Source organism: Amycolatopsis sp. NPDC031561 (assembly GCF_055580625.1).
Map to the genome: position 1 here is coordinate 1 of NZ_JBVILA010000008.1, position 22,101 is coordinate 22,101.

A 22,101-nucleotide genomic window follows, 5' to 3' on the forward strand; every position below is an offset into this window, starting at 1 on the left:
GGCCGGGTGTGGAGGATTCGGGACGTTGAACGTCCCGAATCCTCCACACTCGGATCACACGACCACCTGACCAGTACGAGGGTGACGGTTCAGCGTGTGCCGGGTGTCGACGATGAAGGAATCGGGACGTTGAGTGTCCCGATTCCTTCATCGTCGATGGGGGTGGCCCTCGTCGGCCGGTCCAGATCGACCCCCGGCGCGACCCCGGCCGCCCCACCGCGCCGCCCCCACAACGCGTTTCGTCCTCTAGTTGCGGTAGTTCGTGAAGCCAACTACCGCAACTAGAGGACGAAACGCGTAAGAGGGGAAGCGTCAGGCGGGGAGCGGGGAGCCGCCGCGCTCCTGGAGCAGGCCCTTCATCAGGTTCATCTCGGCGCCCTGCGAGACGAGCATGCTCCGCGTCAGCGACTTCACGTCCGCGATGGACGTGTGGTCGTTGCCGTACTGCGCCATCTCCGTCCCGCCCATGTGATGCCGCAGCATCAGCTGGAGGAAGAAGACGTCCATCTCCTTGCCGGTCAGCGACCGCAGTTTGGCCAGTTCGGCCGAAGTCGCCATCCCCGGCATCGGAGCGCCGTTCGACGGCTTCATGTCGGCGCCACCGTGCCCCGAGTGGCCGGCCATCGGCTCGGTCATCCAGGTCATGTAGGCGCCGGTCGCCTGCTCGGGCTGGCCCCACAGGCCCAGCCAGCCCTTCATCCGGCCGACCTGGCCGGTCTGCGTGCGCTCGATGTCGAACGCGAGGGTCTTGACCGCCGGATCGGCCGTGTGGTCCCGCGCCCAGCCCGCCATCGTGACGGCCTGGAGGTGATGCACCGACATGTCCTGCGCGAAGCCGACCTCGACCGAGCCCGCACCCGGGGTCGTCGGCTCCGGATCGGAGTCGATCAACCTGGTCGTCAAGGCGCCGAGGCCGAAGCCCACGATCAGCATGACGACCAGGGTGGCCCCGATCACCAGCCACCGGCTCTTGGCGGAGCGCGGTACCTCGTCGCCGGGTTCGTCGACGTACTGGAGATCGGGATCCATCCGGCTCACTTACCTACTTGCTCGCGGGTGCCGACGGCTGGGTGGCCGGGGGCTGCGACGGCTGGCCGGCGCCGGGCTGCCCGTCCTGCTGGGTGCCCGCGGTGCCCTTGTAGTCCATCGGCTTCGCGTCCGGCCCCGGCGGGGTCGCGTCGAACTCGCCCGGCTCGATCTGCGCGTCGCAGGTGGCGTCACGCTCGGGGTACGCGCCGTACGGGTTGGTGCGCAGCGCCGCGATGAACTGGTCGATCCGCTCGTCGGAGGCGCTGTCCAGCTTCAGCTGGTGGCCCCAGGACTGCACCGAGATCGGCTTGTCGAGGTTCGGGTACGGCGACATCGTGGTGTACGGCTTGCCCTCGACGCGGACCCGCAGCAGCTCGAGCGCCTCGCCCGAGATCTGCGCCGGGTTGTAGGCGATCCAGACCGCGCCGTGCTCGAGGCCGTGGACCATGTTCTCGTTCCGCACCGCGCGGTCGTAGACGACGCCATTGCACGCGGCCCAGGCCTGGTCGTGCGGGCCACCGTAGGGCGGGGTCTTGTCGTAGGCGACGCGCTCGGCGGCCGTGACGTGGACACTGCCCTCGTACGTCGTGGTGGTCACGCCGTTGATCCGCTTGGAGGGATCCGGGTCCTGCTGCGAAGGCGCGAAGGCGGCCGCGGTCTCTTCGCGGGTCTTCTGCTCGCGCTTCGGCGCCGAGGCGACCATGTAGTAGGTGACCACCGAGGCCGCCAAGGCGACGATCGCGACGACCGCGATGATCGTGCCCCAGGGCGTGCCCTTCTTGGACACGACGGAACTACGGGCTGCCTTCATGGCGTTCTTCGACGACGCGCCCTTTTTTCTGGTTGTCCCGTTAGCCATGGCTCCTGCGTTCTCCAAAGGGGGTGGTCCCTGCGCGGGCCAGTGTAGAGACCGCGCGTCTGATCACCGTGAACAGCCGGAAGATCACCGGCTTGGCTCACACCTTCCGGCGGTCGCTGCGAAGCCCGGACCAGGTCACACCTAGAATTCCGCGAGTGACTCCCGCAGCTCTCGCCGACCTGGTCCGTAACTCAGCCGTGCAGGTTCTCACCGCGCGCGGCCTCGACGATTCCGTGCTGCCGGAGAAGGTGACGATCGAACGTCCCCGCAACCCCGAGCACGGCGATTACGCGACCAACCTGGCGCTGCAGGTGGCCAAGAAGGCGGGCATGAAGCCCCGCGACTTCGCCGACGCGCTGGCCGAGGCCCTCGCCGCGGCCGACGGTATCGACTCGGCCGAGGTCGCCGGGCCGGGCTTCCTCAACCTCCGGCTCGCCGCCGACGCGCAGGGCCAGATCGTTCAGCAGGTCCTCGACGCCGGTGAGCGGTTCGGCCTCGGCGACGAGCTGGCCGGGCTCAAGATCAACCTCGAGTTCGTCTCGGCGAACCCGACCGGCCCGATCCACCTCGGCGGCACCCGCTGGGCCGCGGTCGGCGACGCGCTGGGCCGCGTGCTGTCCGCGCAGGGCGGCCTGGTCACCCGGGAGTACTACTTCAACGACCACGGCGCGCAGATCGACCGCTTCGTCCGGTCCCTGGTCGCCGCCGCCAAGGGCGAGCCCGCCCCGGAAGACGGCTACGCGGGCGGCTACATCAACGACATCGCCGCCGAGGTCATCCGCCAGGAGCCGAGCGCGCTGTCGCTGCCGGACGACGAGCGCGCGGAGACCTTCCGCCGGGTGGGCATCGAGCTGATGTTCACCGAGATCAAGCAGAGCCTGCACGACTTCGGCACCGACTTCGACGTCTACTTCCACGAGAACTCGCTGCACGAGTCCGGCGCCGTCGGGTCGTCGGTCCAGCGGCTGAAGGACTCCGGGAACCTGTACTTCGAGGACGGTGCCTGGTGGCTGAAGTCCAAGGAACACGGTGACGACAAGGATCGCGTCGTCATCAAGAAGGACGGCAACCCGGCCTACATCGCCGGTGACCTCGCCTACTTCCAGGACAAGCGCAAGCGCGGTTTCGACCTCTGCATCTACATGCTCGGCGCGGACCACCACGGGTACATCGCCCGCCTCAAGGCCGCCGCGGCCGCCTTCGGCGACGACCCGGCCGTGGTCGAGGTCCTGATCGGCCAGATGGTCAACCTGGTCTCCGACGGCAAACCCGTCCGGATGAGCAAACGCGCGGGCACCGTGATCACCATGGAGGACCTGGTCGGCACCGTCGGGGTCGACGCGGCCCGCTACGAGCTGATCCGCTACTCGGTCGACTCCACTTTGGACATCGACCTCGACCTGCTGCGCAAGCACTCCAACGACAACCCGGTCTACTACGTCCAGTACGCCCACGCGCGGCTGGCCTCCTTGCAGCGCAACGCTTCCGACCTCGGCCTCAAAACCGATGGCGATGTCGACTTCGGTCTGCTCACGCTGCCCGCCGAGGGCGATCTCATCCGCACACTCGGCGAATTCCCGACCGTCCTCCGCCGGGCGGCGCAGCTGCGCGAACCGCACCGCGTCGCCCGGTACCTCGAAGAACTCGCCGGCGCCTACCACAAGTGGAACGCCGTCGGCCGGGTTCTCCCGAAGGGCGACGAGGAGACCACCCCCCTCACGTTTTCCCGGCTCGCGCTCTGCGAGGCGACCCGCCAGGTGCTGGCGAACGGCCTCACGGTGCTCGGTGTCTCTGCTCCGGAACGGATGTAATCGATGGCTCACCCCGCGGGCCCCCGCCACGCCGACGTCTACCCCCACGCCGACGCCTCCGGTTTCCCGCCGTCGAGTCCCGAAGAACTCGACAGGCTGTACCCGAAGGTCTGGCCCCGTAACACCTTCCGAGGTGGAGACGGTGTCGTGCGCATCGCGGGCGTCGACGTCCGCGAACTCGCCGAGAAGTACGGCACGCCGCTGTTCGTCGTCGACGAGGCCGACTTCAAGTCCCGCTGCGCCGACTACGCCGAGGCGTTCGACGACCCGGCACTCGTGCACTACGCGTCCAAGGCGTTCCTGTCCATCGAGATCGCCCGCTGGGTGGCCGAGCAGGGACTGAGCCTGGACGTCTGCAGCGGCGGCGAACTCGCCGTCGCGCAGCGCGCGGACTTCCCGGCCGAGCGGATCACCTTCCACGGCAACAACAAATCCCTTCCCGAACTCGAAGCCGCCGTCGAGGCTGGCGTCGGCACGGTCGTGGTCGACTCCTACTACGAGATCGCGCGGTTGGCGGATGTCGCTGCCCGGCACGACATCACGCAGAACGTGCTCATCCGGGTCACCGTCGGCGTCGAGGCGCACACCCACGAATTCATCGCGACCGCGCACGAGGACCAGAAGTTCGGTTTCTCGCTGGCTTCCGGTGACGCGGCCGAAGCCGTGCGCCGGGTGCTCAACGCGCCGTCGCTCAAGCTGATCGGCCTGCACAGCCACATCGGTTCGCAGATCTTCGACGCCGACGGCTTCGAGGTCGCCGCCCGCCGCGTGGTCGGCCTGCTGGCCGAACTCGCCAAGGAACACGGCAACGATCTGCTCGACCAGCTGTCGATCGTCGACCTCGGCGGCGGTTTCGGTATCGCCTACACCGACAAGGACAACCCGCCCCCGCCCGCGCAGATGATCACGCAGATCCGCGAGATCGTCCGCAAGGAATGCGAGTACGCGGGCCTTCCCGTGCCGAAGATCGCGGGCGAGCCGGGCCGGGCCATCGCCGGTCCCGGCACGATCACGCTCTACGAGGTCGGCACCATCAAGGACGTGTCGCTCGGCGACAAGGCCGCCCGGCGCTACGTCAGCGTCGACGGCGGCATGAGCGACAACATCCGCACCGCGCTCTACGACGCGGTGTACGACTGCCGTCTCGTTTCCCGCACTTCCGACGACGACGGGGACGGCCAGGTCGCCGCCGCGCTGTCCCGGGTCGTGGGAAAACACTGTGAGTCCGGCGACATCGTCGTCCGGGACTGCTGGCTCCCCGACACTCTTGCTCCCGGCGACCTGCTCGCCGTGGCGGCCACCGGGGCGTATTGCTACTCGATGGCCAGCGGGTACAACCGGCAGCCGCGGCCCGCGGTGGTGGCCGTGCGCAACGGCAGCGCCCGTGTGCTGCTGCGGCGGGAGACGACGGACGACATGCTGCGCCTGGAGGTCTAGCAAGTGTCTACTGTGGACGGACGCGTGATCAGGGTCGCCCTGCTCGGCTGCGGGACGGTCGGCGGTGAGGTCGTCCGCCTGCTCACCGAGCAGGCCGAGGAGCTCGCCGCCAGGGCGGGCGCCAGGGTGGAGCTCGCGGGCATCGCCGTGCGGCGCCCCGACAAGCACCCCGAACTGCCGCCGGAGCTGGTGACCTCCGACGTGACGAAGCTCGTCACCTCCGACGATGTCGACGTCGTCGTCGAACTGGTCGGCGGGATCGAGCCGGTGCGGGAGTGGCTGCTCGACGCGCTCAAGGCCGGGAAATCCGTTGTCACGGCGAACAAAGCGCTGATGGCCGAGCATTCCGCGGAGCTGTTCGAGGCCGCCGACGCGTCCGGTGTGGACCTCTACTTCGAAGCGGCCGTGGCCGGGGCGATCCCGTTGCTGCGCCCGCTGCGCGAATCGATGGCGGGTGACCGCATCACCCGCGTGATGGGCATCGTCAACGGCACCACCAACTTCATCCTCTCCGCGATGGACTCCACCGGCGCGGGCTACGCGGAAACCCTGGAAGAGGCCAGCAGGCTCGGATACGCCGAGGCGGACCCGACGGCCGACGTCGACGGCTACGACGCGGCGTCCAAGGCCGCGATCCTCGCCTCGCTCGCGTTTCACACCCGCGTCACGGCGTCCGAGGTGCACCGTGAGGGCATCGCCGACGTCACCGCGTCGGACCTCGCCGCGGCGAAGGTGCTGGGGCGCACGGTGAAACTGCTCGCCATCTGCGAGCGCGTCACCTCCGACGACGGCGCCGAATCCGTTTCGGCGCGCGTGCATCCGGTGATGATCCCGCGCGGGCACCAGCTCGCCGGGGTCGGCGGCGCGTACAACGCCGTCTACGTCGAGGCCGACGCCGCCGGTGAGCTCATGTTCTACGGTCAGGGCGCCGGTGGCGCGCCGACCGCGAGTGCCGTGCTCGGCGACCTCGTCGCGGTGGCTCGAAACCGGGTCGTCGGCGGCCGTGGCCCGCGCGAATCCGCGCACGCCGCGCTCCCGGTCAGGCCGATGGGCCAGACGCCGACGCGGTACCACGTCAGTCTCGACGTGGCCGATCGAGCGGGCGTGCTCGCCCAGGTGGCCCAGGCGTTCGCCGGGCACGGCGTCAGCATCGCCGCGGTGCGGCAGCGCGACGCCAACGACACGGCCAGCCTGGTCGTGGTCACCCACCTGGCGCCGGACGCGGCCTTGAAGTCCACTGTGGACGACATCGCCAAACTCGATGTGGTGAACCAGGTCGTCAGTGTGATGCGTGTGGAAGGCGAAGACCAGTGATTCCCCAACCATGGCCAGGGATCATCCAGGCCTACCCCGACCGGATCCCGGTCCCGGCCGGCGCGAAGGTGATCACCCTCGGCGAGGGCAACACCCCGTTGCTGCCCGCGCCGCACCTCTCGGAACTGACCGGCTGCGAGGTCTACCTCAAGGTCGAGGGCGTGAACCCGACCGGGTCGTTCAAGGACCGCGGGATGACCGTCGCCATCACGCACGCGCTCGCCAGCGGGCTCCAGGCGGTCATCTGCGCCTCCACCGGCAACACCTCGGCGTCGGCCGCGGCCTACGCGGCCCGCGCCGGGCTCACCTGCGCGGTGCTGGTCCCGCAGGGCAAGATCGCGATGGGCAAACTCGCCCAGGCCGTCCTGCACGGCGCGCGGATCCTGCAGGTGGACGGCAACTTCGACGACTGCCTCGAGCTGGCGCAGAAGACCGCGATCGACTACCCGGTGACCTTGGTCAACTCGGTCAACCCGGTGCGCATCGCGGGCCAGAAGTCGGCCGCGTTCGAGATCTGCGACGTCCTCGGCAAGGCGCCGGACATCCACTGCCTGCCGGTCGGCAACGCGGGCAACATCACCGCCTACTGGGCGGGATATTCGGAGTACGCGGGCGACGGTGTGGTGAAGAACACCCCGCGGATGTTCGGCTTCCAGGCGGCGGGCGCCGCACCGCTCGTGCACGGCGAGCCGGTGGCCGACCCGGACACCATCGCGACCGCGATCCGCATCGGCAGCCCCGCGTCCTGGGACGGCGCGATGAAGGCGAAGAACGCCTCCGCCGGGCTGTTCGAGGCCATCACCGACGAGAAGATCCTCGAGGCGTACCGGCTGCTCGCCAGCAAGGAGGGCGTGTTCGTCGAGCCCGCCTCGGCGACCAGCGTCGCCGGCCTGCTCGCGACGGCCGCCGACGGGCGCTTGCCGAAGGGCTCGACCGTCGTCTGCACCGTCACCGGCCACGGCCTGAAGGACCCGGCGACGGCGCTGGAGGGCAACGTCGAGGTCGAACCGCTCGCCGTCGACCCGACCGCCGTCGCCGCCGCGCTGGACCTGCGATGACGCTGCTCAAGGTCAAGGTCCCGGCGTCTTCGGCGAACCTCGGCCCGGGGTTCGACACGCTGGGCCTGGCGCTGGCGTTGTACGACCGGGTCGAACTCCAGATCACCGACCACGGGCTCAAGATCGAGGTGATCGACGCGGGCGCCGGCGGCGTGGACGACGTCCCGACCGACGAATCGCACCTGGTCGTCCGGGCTTTCCGGCGGGCCTGCGAGCACCTGGACGTCCGGGTGCCTGGCCTGCACCTGCGCTGCTTCAACGCCATCCCGCACGCCCGCGGCCTCGGCTCGTCCGCGGCCGCCGTCGTGACCGGCGTCGCGGCGGCGTACGCGCTGGCTGAGAAGGCCCTGGACGACGACGCGCTGCAATTGGCGGCCGAGTTCGAAGGGCACGCCGACAACGCGGCGGCGAGCCTCCTGGGCGGCTTCGTGGTGGCCTGGAACGAGGGGATGCGGTTCCTCGCCGAACGACTCCAGCCGCATCACGACATCCGGCCCGTGGTCGCCATCCCGGCCCTGCGGTCCTCCACCGACGCGACGCGCGGCCTGCTTCCCGCCCAGGTCCCGCACGCCGACGCGGCGTTCACGGCGGGCCGCGCGGCGCTCGCGGTCCACGCGCTCACCTCGCGCCCTGACCTGTTGCTCTCCGCGACCGAAGATCGGCTTCACCAGCATTACCGGGCGCCCGCGTACCCGGCGAGCAGCGAACTGGTGCGCGCGCTGAGGGCCGAAGGGGTGGCCGCGGCCATCTCCGGAGCCGGTCCGAGCGTGCTCGCGCTGACCACCGGGGGAATACTCCCGGCGGGCGTGGACGTTACATCTTTCGACGTCACCGAGCTGCCGATCGATCCGGGCGGCGTTCAGGTTGCGGCCCAGTAAAGCCTCGGTCACATGCCGGAGCCCCATCCCGCCACGCGGGGGGTGGTTGTTGCACCCGGCCGTGGCGCGGTCTACCCTCGGGGGCGTTCGATCACCGTGCGTTTCCGCACCCGGTGCCGGTCCAGGTGACCAGTGTCATCCTTGGCCCGCATCCTTAGTTGATCCGCCAGTCCCGCACAGAGTCCGGCAACAGCACAGCCTGGCAAGCGGGGGCTGGCAGGTCGACGCAGGCGGGTTCCCGGTTTCGGCGGTGCCGAATTCCGCTTCCTCCATTTGGAGGACGCAAATCCCTGTGCTGGAGGCCTTCTAGCTGTGTTCAACACGGCCGAGGAGCTGATCGCCCGTATCGGGGGCCAGATACGCCGTTTCGCAATCGGACGCGAACGGCGGTCCGCTGATCCACCTGGAGGCGTGGATCGGTCAGGAAGGACATTTGTGAGCAACACCGATCTTTTGAGCGACGTCGAAGGTGGCGCCGCCGAGTCGAACGGCGCCGTCGCTCCCAAGCGCACGGTCGGCGGATTGACCGGCAAGACCGTCGCCGAACTGCGCTCGATCGCTGGGGACCTTGGCATCGGCGAGACCACGGGTATGCGTAAGGGCGACCTGATCGCGGCCATCCGTGAGCGCCAGGGCAAGACCAAGCGCAAGACCCCCGCCGCGGCGAGCGAAACGCTTCCGCTCGAGGGGATCGATGCACCACGCAAGGCTCCCAAGGCCGAAGCGCCCAAGACGGAGGCCCCGAAGCAGGAGGCCCCGAAGGCCGAAGCGCCGAAGGCGGAAGCCGCCCCGGCCGAAGCCCCGCGCGCCGAGAAGGCCGAAAAAGTCTCGGAGAACGGCTCCGCGCCCGCCGCCGAGCGGCCCGCGCAGCAGGAGAACGGGCCGCAGGACGGCCAGTCGCAGCAGGAAGAGGGCGGCCGCAGCCGTCGTCGTCGTGGCTCCAACCGCGCCGCGGGTTCGCCCGAACAGGGTGGCCAGCAGCGTGATCGCGGTGAGCAGCGTGACCGCGGGGACCGTGGTGACCGTGGCGAACAGCGTGACCGCGGCGAACAGCGTGACCGCGGCGAACAGCGTGACCGCGGCGACCGCAACGAGCGTGGCGACCGCGGTGAGCAGGGCGGTAACCGTCAGGGCAACCGTGACGGCGGTCGTGACGGCAACCGCGACAGCCGCGGCCAGGACAGCCGCCAGCGCAATCAGCAGGGCGGTGGCCAGGACAACAGCCAGCGTCAGGGCCAGCAGGGCCCGCAGGGTGACGACGACGAGGAAGGCGGCCGTCGCGGCCGTCGCTTCCGCGACCGTCGCCGCCGGGGTGCCGGCGGTGGCCGTGAACAGGGCGGTTCGCCCGACACCGAGATCCGCGAGGACGACGTCCTGCTGCCCGTCGCGGGCATCCTGGACGTGCTCGACAACTACGCGTTCGTGCGTACCTCGGGCTACCTCGCCGGGCCGAACGACGTGTACGTCTCGCTGTCGCTGGTCCGCAAGTACGGCCTGCGCCGCGGTGACGCCCTCACCGGTGTCGTGCGCCAGCCGCGTGACGGCGAGCAGCAGCGGCAGAAGTTCAACCCGCTGGTGCGCGTCGACTCGATCAACGGCCTGGAGCCGGACGAGGCCAAGCGTCGTCCGGAGTTCACCAAGCTGACCCCGCTGTACCCGAACGAGCGGCTGCGCCTCGAGACCGAGTCGCACAAGCTCACCACCCGCGTCATCGACCTGGTGATGCCGGTCGGCAAGGGACAGCGTGCCCTGATCGTGTCGCCGCCCAAGGCCGGCAAGACGACGATCATGCAGGACATCGCGAACGCGATCTCGACGAACAACCCCGAGTGCCACCTGATGGTCGTGCTCGTGGACGAGCGTCCTGAAGAGGTCACCGACATGCAGCGTTCGGTGAAGGGCGAGGTCATCGCCTCGACCTTCGACCGTCCGCCGTCCGACCACACGTCGGTCGCGGAGCTGGCCATCGAGCGGGCGAAGCGGCTCGTCGAGATGGGCCACGACGTCGTCGTGCTGCTCGACTCGATCACCCGCCTCGGCCGTGCGTACAACCTCGCGGCCCCGGCGTCCGGCCGGATCCTCTCCGGTGGTGTCGACTCGACCGCGCTCTTCCCGCCGAAGCGTTTCCTCGGCGCGGCGCGCAACATCGAGAACGGCGGTTCGCTCACGATCTTCGCCACGACGATGGTCGAGACCGGATCCACCGGTGACACGGTCATCTTCGAGGAGTTCAAGGGCACCGCGAACGCGGACCTCAAGCTCGACCGGAAGATCGCCGAGCGGCGCGTCTTCCCCGCGGTGGACATCAACCCGTCCGGTACCCGCAAGGAAGATCTGCTGCTTTCGCCGGACGAGCTCGCGGTCACCCACAAGCTGCACCGGGTGCTGCACGCGCTGGACTCGCAGCAGGCCATCGACCTGCTGATCTCGCGTCTGCGCAAGACGAAGACCAACCTCGAGTTCCTCATGCAGGTCTCGAAGACGGCCCTCGGCTCGAACGACGACGACTGAGTTTCGGTCTGGTAAGTACATGAAGGCCCCCTTCCTTGCGTCCAGCGCAAGGAAGGGGGCCTTCATGTACTTGAGGCGCAGGGAGGATGTCGTGGCTTCGGGACCAGGGCGGATCGTCGTCTACGGCGTCACCGGTTCGGGCAAGTCGACGCTGGCCCGGAAGTTGGCCGAGCGGACCGGGTCGCCGTACCACTCGGTCGACGACGACCTCGCGTGGCAGCCGGGCTGGGTGCCCGTCCCCGACGACGAGCAACGGCGCCGGATCACCGCGCTGGTCGCGGGAGACCGGTGGGTCATTGACGGCATGTTCTCCAAATGGCGCGACATCGCACAGCCCAGGGCCGAGCTGATCGTGGCGCTGGACTATCCGCGCTGGGTTTCGCTGAGCCGTCTGGTGCGTCGGACGGTGGTGCGGTGCGTCACCCGTCGCCGGATCTGCAACGGCAACCTCGAAACACCGCGCGGGATCTTCTCCGGCGACTCGATCATCGTGTGGCACTTCCGGTCCTTCGCCCGCAAGCGGCGGATCATTCGCGCCTGGGAGGCGGATCCCGGGATGCCGGTGGTGCGGCTGACCTCGCCGCGCGCTACAAGGCGCTGGCTCGCGTCTCGTGAGTGGTAAGGACGGTTAGAACCGCCCTTACCACTCACGAGAACGAGGGCTCAGCGGTGCGGGACGGCCGCGGGGGTCCAGCCGCGGTAGTTGTTGAAGTAGTTCACGCTCGACGCGTGGCCGATCTTGCCGCCGATGCTGGAGGCGTAGATCCCGCCGGAGCCGTCGGCGATGCCGACGTGGCCCCACTGGCTGATGTTCCAGTACACAAAGGAGCCCTTCGGCGGCGTCCCGGTCGTGTGCTTCGGGCTCGCGCCGTTCCAGTGCGCGTTGGCCGAGGCCCAGACGCCGGTGGTCCCGTACGCGTTCTCGACGGCCTTCTCACAGAGGCCCTGGTACGCGGTGGAGCCGGCTTTGTTCTTGAACCACTGGACGGCACCGGCCGGCGTGCCGTCACCGGCGCCCTGGATCGCGAGGTCGCCCTCGGGCACCGTGGTGAAGGTGCCCGCCGCGGGGTTGATGTCGGCGGCGGTGATGGTGGCGCCCGCTTCCGGAGCGGCTCCAGCGACCGGAGCCATGGCGAAGGCCGCGATGGCCAGCGCCGCGACGGACGCGGGCTTCGCCACCTTGGCGAGGATTGTGCGCATGATGCAAACCTCCCGTGGAGTATTTTCCAACAGAAGGACGATCCCGTGATCGGGTACAAATTTCGTACAACTCGGCGTCGATAGTTGATTACTCAACGTGGTGGAATATGCCGAGTGAGGGGTGCGTTAACCCCACTGCCAGCGCATCTGGCAAAATCATCCGCTGAAGTCCGGCACCGGTTCACCCCGCCACGGGGACCCGGGGCCAACGAGAGAGGACACCATGAAGAGCGGTATTCACCCCGACTACGTTGTCACGCACGTCAACTGCGACTGCGGCAACGAATTCACCACGCGCAGCACCAAGACCTCCGGCAACCTCCACGTCGAGATCTGCTCGAACTGCCACCCGTTCTACACCGGCAAGCAGAAGCTCATGGACACCGGCGGCCGCGTCGCGCGCTTCGAGGCTCGCTACGGCAAGCGCAAGAAGGCCGAAGACGCCAAGTAGCTTGAACGACGGCGCCTACCCGCATGTCCGGGTAGGCGCCGTTTTCTTTGGTGTCCCAGCCATGGTTTTGTCCCGGGCCGTTGAAAGGTGGAGTGGTGGATTCGAGTTCGCTGAAGGGTCTGCTCGAAGAGCACGCCCAGCTGGAAGAACAGCTGGCCGACCCGGCCGTGCACGCCGACCAGGCGCGCGCACGCAAGCTCGGCCGCCGCTACGCGGAGCTGAGCCCGGTCGTCAAGACGGTCCGTGAACTCGACACCGCTCGCGACGACCTCGAGACGGCGAAGGAACTGGTGTCCGAAGACTCGTCCTTCGCGGCCGAGGCCGAGGAGATCTCCGCCAAGATCCCCGTACTCGAGTCCAAGCTCACCGAACTGCTCCTGCCGCGCGACCCGTACGACGGTTCCGACGTGGTCATGGAGATCAAATCGGGTGAAGGCGGCGAGGAGTCGGCGCTGTTCGCCGGCGACCTGCTGCGCATGTACCTGCGCTACGCCGAGCGTCACGGCTGGAAGGCCGAGGTGCTCGACTCGGTCGACTCGGACCTCGGCGGTTTCAAGGACGTCACCGTGTCCATCAAGAGCCGTTCGGCCGACGTCGACGGTGTCTGGGCGCGCCTGAAGTTCGAGGGCGGGGTGCACCGCGTGCAGCGCGTGCCCGCCACCGAATCCCAGGGTCGTATCCACACCTCCGCGTCCGGCGTGCTCATCTACCCCGAACCCGAGGACGTCGAGGTCGAGATCGACCCGAACGACCTGCGGATCGACGTCTACCGCTCGTCCGGCCCCGGCGGCCAGAGCGTGAACACGACCGACTCGGCCGTGCGCATCACGCACCTTCCGACCGGTGTGGTCGTCTCGTGCCAGAACGAGAAGTCGCAGATCCAGAACCGCGCCCGTGCCCTGCAGGTGCTGCAGGCCCGCCTCCAGGCGATCGCCGAGGAGGAGGCCGCCGCGAAGGCGTCGGACGCGCGTCGCTCGCAGGTCCGCACCGTCGACCGCTCCGAGCGGGTCCGCACCTACAACTTCGCCGAGAACCGCATCGCCGACCACCGGGTGAACTACAAGGCGTACAACCTGGACCAGGTCCTCGACGGCGACCTCGACGGCGTGCTGAACGCGCTCATCACCGCGGACCGCGAAGAGCGGCTCGCCGCCCACGCGGGCTGACAGCCGATGCCGGACGACGGTGTCGCGTACCCGGCGATGCGGACGATGGTCATCGAAGCGGTCGAGGCTTTCTCGGACGTCGATTACCAATGGCGAGAGTGGGTCCGGGCAGAGAGCTGGCCCGCGCGCCTGGACAACTTCACGATGCAGCTGAACGCACTGGACGATGTCCGAATGCTCGAAGCGCCGGAAGACGCCATCGGTGACATTCTGCGTGGCGAGCGCGAGGTGGCGGTCTTCGGTCCGCTGAACGACGCTTTGGAGAACCTCTTCGGCAAGCTGGGCACGGAGCTGTCGGACGAGGAGTACTTGAACACGGCCGAATGGCCGCAGGTGGTGGCCGCGGCCAAGGACGCCTTGGCGGTCCTCTCGGAAACCCGGTAGCCGGACAGCTAGCCGGGTTCGGTGTAGAACGGATCGTCCTCGAGCCCGGTGTGGATGGCCCGGACGGACATGCTCACGTGGGAGAGCCTGTCGGTCACCTCGTTCGTGACCCGGCTGAGCGCCTCTTCGCCGCTTTCCCCGGCGACAGCGGGAAAAGCCGACAGCAGCACGGCTTCGCAGGGTCCCGCGTCCGTGCTGATCCGGACCAGTGACGCCGAAAGGTCGGTCGCGGGCCGTCCGCACAGGCCCACGGCCAGCCGCAGATCGCCGGTGGGCACGTAAAGGTGCACCCGTGAGATGACGTCGGTGTCCGCGCGCGGGGTGAAATCGTGCCGGGGGACGTACGCCGGTTCACGCGGATCGGTGCCGCCGACGGCCGCCATCAGCGCATAGAGCGTGTAGCCGTCGGCTTGGGTGTCGGGCGCTTCGTAGCTTCCGTATTGGCCGGTTTCCGGCGTTCCGTGGATTTCGAAGAATGCCGCGTTCAGGCCGAAGTGGAAAAGCGCCGGTACCGCGGCGCGGTGCAGTGTGTCGGCGGGCTCCTCGCCGTCCGCCGGCGGAGTGCGATAGCCGACGGAGACCGTGTATCCCTTCCAGCCGCCTTCGGGATCCGCCCGGCAGATCTCCAGTTCGGTGGCTTCGAACTCTTCGATGAAGCGTTCGCCCAGTGCGGCGGCCGCGGTGAAATCATCGGTTTCGATATTCGCGGATATCCGCGTGACGACTTCCGTTTCCCGGAGATCCATGACTATTTCGCTGGCCCTTCGGCGGCTACAGGTGTGTTCAGCCTACGGGCGGCGCGGACAGGCGGCAGAGCGGGCCTGTCGTCGATTCCCCGCTTCCGCTACGGTCCCTGGGCGGTAAGGGAATCGGTCCCAGGGGAACACGTATCCGTGGCATACGCAGAAGACGTGCACATCGAGGAAAGATCCATTCCGGCGAACCGGAAACGTGTTCTGCGGGCTTTCGCGCTCGGTGCCGGAACGGTCCTGCTGAGCGTGGCCGTCGTCGCCAGGATCGGCCGGTTCGGGTTCAATCCGACCGACCAGGGATTCGTACTGGCGCAGGTGTGGCGCGTCCTGCACGGCGAGATCCCGCAAGTCGATTTCGTCGGGCCCCGGCCGTTCGGTTCGGCTTATCTGCACGTGGTCGACCATCTCGTTCCCGCGCCGCTGATGATCGGGTCGAGTTTCGTGATGATGGCGCAGCTGACCGTCGCCACGTTCGCGCTCGCCGCGTTCTTGACCGGGACTTCGCCGCTGGAGTGGGGGCCGTTGCGGCTCGGGCTGGTCTTCACCGCCGCGGTGGTCTGCCTGAACACGTATCCGCTGATGGCCTGGCACACCGTCGACGGTGTCTTCCTGGTCGCGGTCGGCTGGTGGCTCCTCGACAGCGGGCTGCGTTCCGGCTCGCGATGGCGGCGACTGCTCGGCCTGTTCTGCCTCGGCTTCGCGATCATCGTCAAGCAGAGCTTCCTGTTCGCCGCACCGGTCGGGGTGCTGATCCTGTTGTTCCACCCCGCCGCGCCGCCGAGGAAGTGGCCGCGCCTGCTCGGCGACGTCCTCGTGCTCGGTGCGGCGCCGCTGCTGTACCTCGGCATGGTCACCGTCGCCGGGGGACTCCGGTCGGCGATCGCGCAGCTCTCCGGCGGCAAACAAACCTGGGGCGAAAGCCTTTTCCGGTTCTGGACGGCGGATTTCACCGGCCGCGCCGATCCGAGGACGTACGTCTTCCCGGTGCTGCTCGGAGTGTGCGTCCTCGCCGTCGCGTGGTCCCTTCGCGAACGGCTCGGCGAGCCGGGCCGATGGCTCCGGGTCGTGACGGGCTTGTGCGTCGTGGCCGTGGTGGTGTTCGTCGTGGCCGACGGCGGGTTCGAGCACGCGGGCAGCTGGCCGGTCACCCTACTGTGGCTCTTCCTGGCCGCCGCGGTGCTCGACGCCGTCGTCCGAAGACGGTTGCCCTGGCGATACCTGGCGATCGCCGCACTCGGCTGGATGGCCAGTTTGTCCTGGGGCTACCCGCTTCCCGGCCTGCTCACCGGGATCTTCGCGCTGGGCGTGCTGGAAGCCGTGGCGCAGCGGGATCTGCCGCGGCCGCCCCGGTTCGCGGGCGGCGTTCTCGGCGCCACCGCGTTCATCCTCGCCGGGCTCCTGCTGCTGTCCGCGCACGACAAGGCGCCGTACGCGGACAGGCCGCAGGGTGAACTGACGAAGGACCTCGGGGACATCGCGCCCGCGCTGCGCGGCGTCCGCACCAATCCCAGCGTGTACACCTACGTCGCCCAGATCCGCGGCTGCCTGGACCGCTACCCGGCGTCGAAGGTGGCCGTCCTGCCGGACAATCCTTTCGTCGCCCCGGTCTTCGGGGTCCGCAACCCGTTCCCGCTGGACTGGCCGCTCCCGCTGGAACTGACCGGGGACAGTCCGGAAAGGATGGTCGAGGCGGCGGAACGCCTTGACCGGGAAGGGGACTATCTCGTGCTCTTCCAGACGGTCAAGGCCGTTTCGCTGACCGCGGGCGCGCCGGTGCACGATGCCGTCGCCCCGGACGCGCCGACCATCGCGATGAGCGGCGTGGAAGACCGGGTCAAGGACAAGCTCGGCGGGACCAGAGTGGCCTGCGGCAGCTTCGCGGGATTCTGGGCACCTGCGGCTGAAGCTCAGCCGGAGACGGACGCCGTCTCCGGCTCGCGGTCTTCGATCGTCGCTGTCTCTTCCTCGCGTCGCGGCAGGAACGAGAGCGCGGCGAAGGCGGCGGCGAGCAGGGTCGGGAAGATCGTCAGCTGCTGGTGCTTGACGTTCTCGATGCCTTCCGCGAGACCGGACACCAGGAGCTGGCCCAACGCGAAGAGCAGGAACATGAGCACCACGATGCCGACGTCGCGGCGGCCGGTGCGGTTGCGGAAGGCCCGGAGTCCCGCCCAGCCGATGAGCAGCCAGATCGGCAGCAGGGCGAACAGTCCCAGCGGCGCGATCCAGCCGGTGATCCCGGACAGGACCGGGATCCGGTACTCCTTCGCGAGCGGCGGCTGCCCGGCGTGCTCGCCGAAGCTGCCGAGGTTCGGCACCCGCGCGGTCAGCGTCTCCTGCGCGGAGCGGTGCAGCATCTCGACCACGCGCACCGGATGGTCGAGGTAGTACTGGGCGACGTTGCGGCGGCTGATCTTGTCGCGGTACTTGGCGTACTCGGGGGACTTCCAGGCCGCGTTCGCGCTCCACCAGCCCGTGCCGACGTACTGGGCGAACTCCGGCGGGAGCCCCAGCGCGGCGAGGTCGCCGGTGGTGTCGTGCTTCCCGTCGACGATCCCGTTGAACACGACGTGGTACATGTTGGCCTCGCGGTACTCCGCGTTGGCCGAGTCGCCCGCGCCCTGCACCAGCGCGGTACCCGTGCCGACGACGGCGAGCACGGCCAGCGGCAGCGCCCACCGGGCCAGGCCGCGGCTGCCCGCGGGCCGGACGAACAGCAGCGCGAGCGCGAACAGCGGGATCAGCAGCAGCGTCTGCGACTTCGCGTTGATCCCGACCATCGCGCCGAGCACGGTGACGGCCGCGCCGGTGTAGCGCCACGGCCCGGTGCGGTGCATCAGCAGGAGCCCGCCGGCGAGCAGGAGCATCCCGGCGAAGGCGGCGCCCTCGCTCAGCACGGAGGCGAAGTACCCGAAGAAGGCCGAGTCCGCGGCGACCAGCAGCAGCGCGGCCGTGGCGATGAAGCTGTCGCGGACCGAAAGGCGCAGGCCCGCGACGATCGCCGCGATCCCGCCCGCCACCAGCAGGCAGCCCAGCACGCCCAGGACCAGCAGGTTCAGGATCGCGGACGAGCCGAGCAACTGCCCGATCTCGCTGGCGATCTTGTCGATCCAGCTCTGGCTGGAGATGTACTCGCTGTTGCAGGCCGGGGCGGGGCCGTAGGAGAAGCGGACGAAGTGTTCCGACGGGCGGTCGAGCTCGCGGGCGCCGAGCTGGCACAGGATGCGCCAGCCGTCGCCGTTGTCCGCCATCCCGATCGGACGCGGAACCAGGAAACGGACGAGTAGCACCCCGAGCGCGGCGAAAAACACGCCCAGGGTCAGTCGGATTTCCCGGATCTTCACCCGCGCCACCTTAGAAGATTCCAGAGGGTGATCAGTTCGTGCCCTCTCTAAGCGTCGGAGAGCGACGGCGCGGGACACTGACGGTTCATCTCATCGTCGACGAGTAGGGGAGCAGCGTGGAAGCCCTGGCCAGGTTCGGATTCGAACTGGGTGTGCTCAAGCGGATCCGCCGGGCCGGATGGTGGCAGGCCGGGGTCCGCGATCCCGAATCGGTCGCCGAGCACACCACCCGGGTCGCGCAGCTGGCGGGCCTGCTGGCGGCCGAAGGCGGCGCCGACCCGGCGAGGGCGGCGTACCTCGCGCTGTGGCACGACACCCAGGAGACGCGGACCGGCGACCTCCCGCACACGATCAAGGGTTTCGTCGAGAAGCCGGACCCCCGGGCGATCACCGCCGCGCAGACGTCGGCACTGCCCGGCGCCGCGCGCGACTCGGTGCGCGAGGCCGTCGACGAGTACGAAGCCGCGAAGAGCCCGGAGGCGCTGTACGCGCGCGACGCGGACAAGCTCGAGATGCTGCTTCAAGCCGTCGAGTACCGCGACATCGGCGTGCGGAACGTCGACGAGTGGATCGCTTCGGCGACGAAGAGCCTTCAGACCGACCTCGCGCGGCGAGTGGCCGAAGCGGCGCTGACGTTGTCGTCGCTCTCGTGGCGGGTGCGCTGAAAGGAATCGATACCCTGAGCCCGCGTGTATCGACCCCGGCACGCGTGCCTCGTGTGTCAGGCTTGACTCTGTGAAGGAACACCAGTGAACCGGCAGCCGTTGCGCCTCGCCATCATGGAAGCGACCCGCATTCTCACCGAGGCCGGTGTGGCGTCACCGCGCTCGGACGCGGAGCTGATCGCCTCGCATGTCCTCGGCGTCGAACGCGGCCGCCTGCCGATGGTGCCGCTGGTGGACCCGCCCGTCATCGACGCGATCGGCCAGCTGGTGAACCAGCGGGCCAAACGGATCCCGCTGCAGTATCTCACCGGCTGGGCCGCGCTCGGCGACATCACGGTCAACGTCGGCGCCGGGGTGTTCGTCCCGCGCCCGGAGACCGAACTGCTCCTGGAATGGGGCCTCAAGCTGCTGCACGGGCGCGAGTACCCGGTGGTGGTCGACCTGTGCACCGGCTCGGGCGCGCTGGCGCTGGCCGTGCAGCACGCGAGGCCGGACGCCGTCGTCTACGCCGTCGACATCGACGCCCAGGCGCTTGCCTGGGCCCGTCACAACGCCGACGTCCACGCCGACGCGGGGGACACGCCCATCCGGCTGTACTCCGGCGACGTCGCGGACAGCACGATGTTCGCCGAGCTCGACGGCCTCGTCGACCTGGTCCTGTGCAACCCGCCATACGTCCCCGAAGGCACCCCGGTGCCCGCGGAGGTCGCCGAGCACGACCCGGCGCGGGCGGTGTTCGCGGAGGAGAGCGGGCTGGCGGTGATCCGGCACGCGATCGCCGCCGCCGCGCGGCTGCTGCGGCCCACCGGCGGGATGGCGATCGAGCACGACGACACCCACGGCTCCGCCGTCCCGGCGCTGGTGCGGGCGCGGCGGGTGCTGACCGACGTCCGGGGTCACCTCGACCTCGCCGGCCGCCCCCGGTTCGTCACCGCCCTGCGCGTCTCCTGACGCTTCTCTTCTCCCGCCCCCTTCTCCCGCGTTTCGTCCTCTGGTTGCGGTACTTGCGCGCGCAAGTACCGCAACCAGAGGACGAAACGCGGGAGGGTGGGCCGGATGGTTAGCGGGACTCACGACTTCCGGCGGTGCCCAGGGCAAAGCCCACCTCCTACCGTCGATCACGGCCGCCTCATCGGCGGTCCGACTGGGAGGTGTACCCCGATGCGATCGTCTTTCCGACGAGCCCCACTCAGAACACTCGCCGTCCTCGCCGCCGTCGCCCTGTTGCCCGGTTTGGTCGCCCAGCCCGCGTCCGCCGCGGTGCCGGTGAAAGGCTGGCCCGCCCCGATCGACGGGTCGACCTGGGAGAACCAGGACCACATGACGTGGGACGACTACCGCAAGCCACCCGGCACCAACTGGGCCGATCCCTCGCTGAAGCCGACAAAGCGGACGTTCAAGGGTGCCGTGGTGCTCGCGGACTACCCGGACCAGGAATTCGCCGTCACTCAGCCGACGCATTCGACGGTGTTCGGCAACCCGGGCCCCGCCGCCAGCAACATCCCGCGGGCGAACGTCGCGAAGTTCTACCAGGACTTCCTCAACAAGCCCCAGGCGCTGAACCAGGGCCACACCATCAACGAGTACTGGATGGAGGACTCCGGCGGCAGGATGGGCGTCCAGCTGACCGCGTTCGGGCCGTACCGGCTGCCCGGCAAGTCCTTCGAATACGGCATGGAGTTCCAGCCCGACGCGTGTCCGCCGGGCGCGAACTGCAAGCGTGACCTGCGCGCCGACGCGGGCGCCGCCTGGCGGGCGGACGTGGGTGACGTCTCCAAGCAGTTCGACTTCATCTTCTATCTTTCCGCGGGCCAGGACGAGAGCGCGACCTGGCAGGAATTCGGCGTGATGAAATTCGGCGATCGCGAGAACGTGCCCGACGAATTCGGTCCCGGTGTCGCCGGAATGCCGAACGCCGCGTCCACCCGCTATGTCCCGTGGACGTCGTGGAAATCTGCGGCGAGCATCTGGCCGAACGCGGTCACCGGTTCCTCGACCCAGGCGGAAAGCTCCGGTCAGGCGGTTTACGCGCACGAACTGAGCCACATTCTCGGCATCGGCGACAACTACAACAACCCGTTCGGCACTCCGCCGTCCAGGACCTACACCGGCCCGTGGGAGATGATGTCGCGCGGCAGCTTCAACGGCCCCGGCGGACCGCACACCCGCTGGCAGATCCCGGCGACGCAGGGCGGCTCGATGGGGTCGCACCACATGCTGCGCACCAAGATGAAGCTCGACATCATCGACCCCGAAGACGTGCTCGAACTGGACCGGAAGCAGCTCGCCAAGACCGGCCCGGTTTCGACGCGGATCACCGCGCGTTCGGTCCTGCCGGGACAGGGCGCCTACAGCGGGATCAACATCGCGCTGACCGGCGGGGACCTTTCGCCGAAATGCGATCGTTCGAAGGATCCGTTCTGCGACGGCGGCGGTTACGACAATTACACCGTCGAGGTCGTCGACCGGATGGGCAGCGATTCCTTCGCCCCCGATTCCGGCGTCATCATCGCGAAGACGAAGAACCAGGACAACGCGCCGTTCGAATGGATCGTCGACGCGCATCCGGCCGACATCGGCATGACCGACTACAAGAAGCCGGACGGCACCCCGGTCCCGATCCCCATCGGCGACTACCGCCAGCTCAACGACGCCGCCTTCAAGGCGGGCACCGGTTCGGCGAGCAAGTACGAGTACACCGACGAGGCGAACCGGCTGAAGTTCCTGGTCTCGGACGTCGAGCGCGACCGCAAGGGCGTGCTGTCCTACGTCGTCACGGTGGCTTCGCTCGACGGCGCGGGCTCGCAGGCCAGGGGCGTTTCGCTGTGGCCGTCGATCCCGGCGTTCGCCAAGCAGGGGCTCGCGAGCTGCTCGTTCCCGGTACTCAACACGGGCAACGCGAAGGGGGCGGCCGCGCCGTACAACACCGACACCTACCGCCTGAGCGCGTCCACCACGGCGAAGGGCTGGGAGGTCCGGCTGCCGAACGAGCTGTCCACCGTCCCGTTCGGCGGGCGGTCTTCCGCGACGGCGCACGCCAAACGGGCCGCGGGCGGTGACCACGTCGCGCAGATCAAGCTGACCGCGACGTCGATCGCCGACCCGGCCAAGACGGCGACGTCGTTCTGCGCCGCTTTCGCCTTCTAGCGGAGCACCGCATGTCATGAAAGGGGCTTTCAGGACGAAAAATGTCCTGAAAGCCCCTTTCATGACACCCCGGGAGGCGCGAACCGGGCGAGCGCGGG

18 protein-coding genes are annotated in these 22,101 nt (G+C 68.9%); 13 read left to right on the forward strand and 5 right to left on the reverse strand.

Annotation, left to right across the window (positions count from 1 at the left end; genetic code table 11):
* Positions 1-312: 312 nt before the first annotated feature.
* Both ACZ5IK_RS18350 and ACZ5IK_RS18355 read right to left on the reverse strand, forming a co-directional pair.
* Positions 313-1,029, reverse strand: coding sequence for a DUF305 domain-containing protein (locus ACZ5IK_RS18350; protein WP_465488750.1), 717 nt, complete (start codon positions 1,027-1,029; stop codon positions 313-315).
* Between the two features lie 13 nt (positions 1,030-1,042).
* Complete coding sequence (locus ACZ5IK_RS18355) at positions 1,043-1,840, reverse strand: DUF3105 domain-containing protein (protein ID WP_465488980.1); 798 nt, start codon at positions 1,838-1,840, stop codon at positions 1,043-1,045.
* Positions 1,841-2,043: 203 nt separating this feature from the next.
* Here ACZ5IK_RS18355 and argS point away from each other — a divergent pair, with 203 nt between their 5' ends.
* The 7 genes from argS to ACZ5IK_RS18390 all read left to right on the forward strand — a co-directional run bounded on the left by argS (position 2,044) and on the right by ACZ5IK_RS18390 (position 11,519).
* Complete coding sequence (argS, locus tag ACZ5IK_RS18360; RefSeq protein WP_101610271.1) at positions 2,044-3,699, forward strand: arginine--tRNA ligase; 1,656 nt, start codon at positions 2,044-2,046, stop codon at positions 3,697-3,699.
* A gap of 3 nt (positions 3,700-3,702) precedes the next feature.
* A complete protein-coding gene (lysA, locus tag ACZ5IK_RS18365) occupies positions 3,703-5,136 on the forward strand; it encodes a diaminopimelate decarboxylase (protein WP_465488751.1) in 1,434 nt (477 codons plus the stop codon).
* 3 nt (positions 5,137-5,139) lie between these two features.
* On the forward strand, positions 5,140-6,450 hold the full coding sequence (locus ACZ5IK_RS18370; RefSeq protein WP_101610269.1) for a homoserine dehydrogenase: 1,311 nt from the start codon (positions 5,140-5,142) through the stop codon (positions 6,448-6,450).
* Complete coding sequence (gene thrC, locus ACZ5IK_RS18375; RefSeq protein ID WP_465488752.1) at positions 6,447-7,508, forward strand: threonine synthase; 1,062 nt, start codon at positions 6,447-6,449, stop codon at positions 7,506-7,508. Before ACZ5IK_RS18370 ends, thrC begins: the two co-directional genes overlap by 4 nt.
* Complete coding sequence (gene thrB, locus ACZ5IK_RS18380; RefSeq protein ID WP_465488753.1) at positions 7,505-8,386, forward strand: homoserine kinase; 882 nt, start codon at positions 7,505-7,507, stop codon at positions 8,384-8,386. The genes thrC and thrB overlap by 4 nt, the downstream gene beginning before the upstream one ends.
* A 435-nt stretch (positions 8,387-8,821) precedes the next feature.
* Entirely contained in the window at positions 8,822-10,897 is a 2,076-nt protein-coding gene (gene rho, locus ACZ5IK_RS18385; RefSeq protein WP_465488754.1) for a transcription termination factor Rho, read from the forward strand.
* Between the two features lie 91 nt (positions 10,898-10,988).
* The gene (locus tag ACZ5IK_RS18390; protein ID WP_465488755.1) at positions 10,989-11,519 is read left to right on the forward strand and encodes an AAA family ATPase; all 531 of its coding nucleotides are present in this window, start codon (positions 10,989-10,991) and stop codon (positions 11,517-11,519) included.
* Positions 11,520-11,560: 41 nt separating this feature from the next.
* Here ACZ5IK_RS18390 and ACZ5IK_RS18395 read toward each other — a convergent pair whose 3' ends face one another.
* Entirely contained in the window at positions 11,561-12,097 is a 537-nt protein-coding gene (locus ACZ5IK_RS18395; RefSeq protein WP_465488756.1) for a CHAP domain-containing protein, read from the reverse strand.
* Positions 12,098-12,320: 223 nt separating this feature from the next.
* Between ACZ5IK_RS18395 and rpmE the strand changes: the two genes are divergently transcribed.
* The 3 genes from rpmE to ACZ5IK_RS18410 all read left to right on the forward strand — a co-directional run bounded on the left by rpmE (position 12,321) and on the right by ACZ5IK_RS18410 (position 14,098).
* Complete coding sequence (rpmE, locus tag ACZ5IK_RS18400; RefSeq protein WP_101610263.1) at positions 12,321-12,548, forward strand: 50S ribosomal protein L31; 228 nt, start codon at positions 12,321-12,323, stop codon at positions 12,546-12,548.
* A 95-nt stretch (positions 12,549-12,643) separates the two neighbouring features.
* Positions 12,644-13,714 carry a peptide chain release factor 1 gene (gene prfA, locus ACZ5IK_RS18405; RefSeq protein ID WP_465488757.1) on the forward strand — a complete coding sequence of 357 codons (1,071 nt, stop codon included), beginning with the start codon at positions 12,644-12,646 and terminating at the stop codon, positions 13,712-13,714.
* A gap of 6 nt (positions 13,715-13,720) precedes the next feature.
* Entirely contained in the window at positions 13,721-14,098 is a 378-nt protein-coding gene (locus tag ACZ5IK_RS18410; protein ID WP_465488758.1) for an SCO4402 family protein, read from the forward strand.
* Between the two features lie 8 nt (positions 14,099-14,106).
* Here the strand turns inward: ACZ5IK_RS18410 and ACZ5IK_RS18415 are convergent, their stop codons facing one another.
* Both ACZ5IK_RS18415 and wsfD read right to left on the reverse strand, forming a co-directional pair.
* Complete coding sequence (locus ACZ5IK_RS18415; protein WP_465488759.1) at positions 14,107-14,844, reverse strand: hypothetical protein; 738 nt, start codon at positions 14,842-14,844, stop codon at positions 14,107-14,109.
* Between the two features lie 1,913 nt (positions 14,845-16,757).
* On the reverse strand, positions 16,758-18,191 hold the full coding sequence (gene wsfD / locus ACZ5IK_RS18420) for a glycan biosynthesis hexose transferase WsfD (RefSeq protein ID WP_465488760.1): 1,434 nt from the start codon (positions 18,189-18,191) through the stop codon (positions 16,758-16,760).
* A 116-nt stretch (positions 18,192-18,307) separates the two neighbouring features.
* On the opposite strand from wsfD, the gene ACZ5IK_RS18425 reads away from it, so the two are divergent.
* The 3 genes from ACZ5IK_RS18425 to ACZ5IK_RS18435 all read left to right on the forward strand — a co-directional run bounded on the left by ACZ5IK_RS18425 (position 18,308) and on the right by ACZ5IK_RS18435 (position 22,003).
* Positions 18,308-18,856, forward strand: a complete 549-nt coding sequence (locus tag ACZ5IK_RS18425) for an HD domain-containing protein (RefSeq protein ID WP_465488761.1) — start codon at positions 18,308-18,310, stop codon at positions 18,854-18,856.
* An 84-nt stretch (positions 18,857-18,940) separates the two neighbouring features.
* On the forward strand, positions 18,941-19,807 hold the full coding sequence (prmC, locus tag ACZ5IK_RS18430) for a peptide chain release factor N(5)-glutamine methyltransferase (protein WP_101610254.1): 867 nt from the start codon (positions 18,941-18,943) through the stop codon (positions 19,805-19,807).
* A 210-nt stretch (positions 19,808-20,017) separates the two neighbouring features.
* On the forward strand, positions 20,018-22,003 hold the full coding sequence (locus ACZ5IK_RS18435; RefSeq protein WP_465488762.1) for a M6 family metalloprotease domain-containing protein: 1,986 nt from the start codon (positions 20,018-20,020) through the stop codon (positions 22,001-22,003).
* The last annotated feature ends 98 nt before the right edge of the window (positions 22,004-22,101 follow it).

Bases quoted from the DNA above. Each gene is read 5' to 3' on its own strand.
- ACZ5IK_RS18350 (WP_465488750.1), bottom strand. From the start codon at position 1,029: ATGGATCCCGATCTCCAGTACGTCGACGAACCCGGCGACGAGGTACCG.
- ACZ5IK_RS18355 (WP_465488980.1), bottom strand. From the start codon at position 1,840: ATGAAGGCAGCCCGTAGTTCCGTCGTGTCCAAGAAGGGCACGCCCTGG.
- lysA (WP_465488751.1), top strand. From the start codon at position 3,703: ATGGCTCACCCCGCGGGCCCCCGCCACGCCGACGTCTACCCCCACGCC.
- thrB (WP_465488753.1), top strand. From the start codon at position 7,505: ATGACGCTGCTCAAGGTCAAGGTCCCGGCGTCTTCGGCGAACCTCGGC.
- ACZ5IK_RS18395 (WP_465488756.1), bottom strand. From the start codon at position 12,097: ATGCGCACAATCCTCGCCAAGGTGGCGAAGCCCGCGTCCGTCGCGGCG.
- rpmE (WP_101610263.1), top strand. From the start codon at position 12,321: ATGAAGAGCGGTATTCACCCCGACTACGTTGTCACGCACGTCAACTGC.
- ACZ5IK_RS18410 (WP_465488758.1), top strand. From the start codon at position 13,721: ATGCCGGACGACGGTGTCGCGTACCCGGCGATGCGGACGATGGTCATC.
- ACZ5IK_RS18415 (WP_465488759.1), bottom strand. From the start codon at position 14,844: ATGGATCTCCGGGAAACGGAAGTCGTCACGCGGATATCCGCGAATATC.
- ACZ5IK_RS18435 (WP_465488762.1), top strand. From the start codon at position 20,018: ATGCGATCGTCTTTCCGACGAGCCCCACTCAGAACACTCGCCGTCCTC.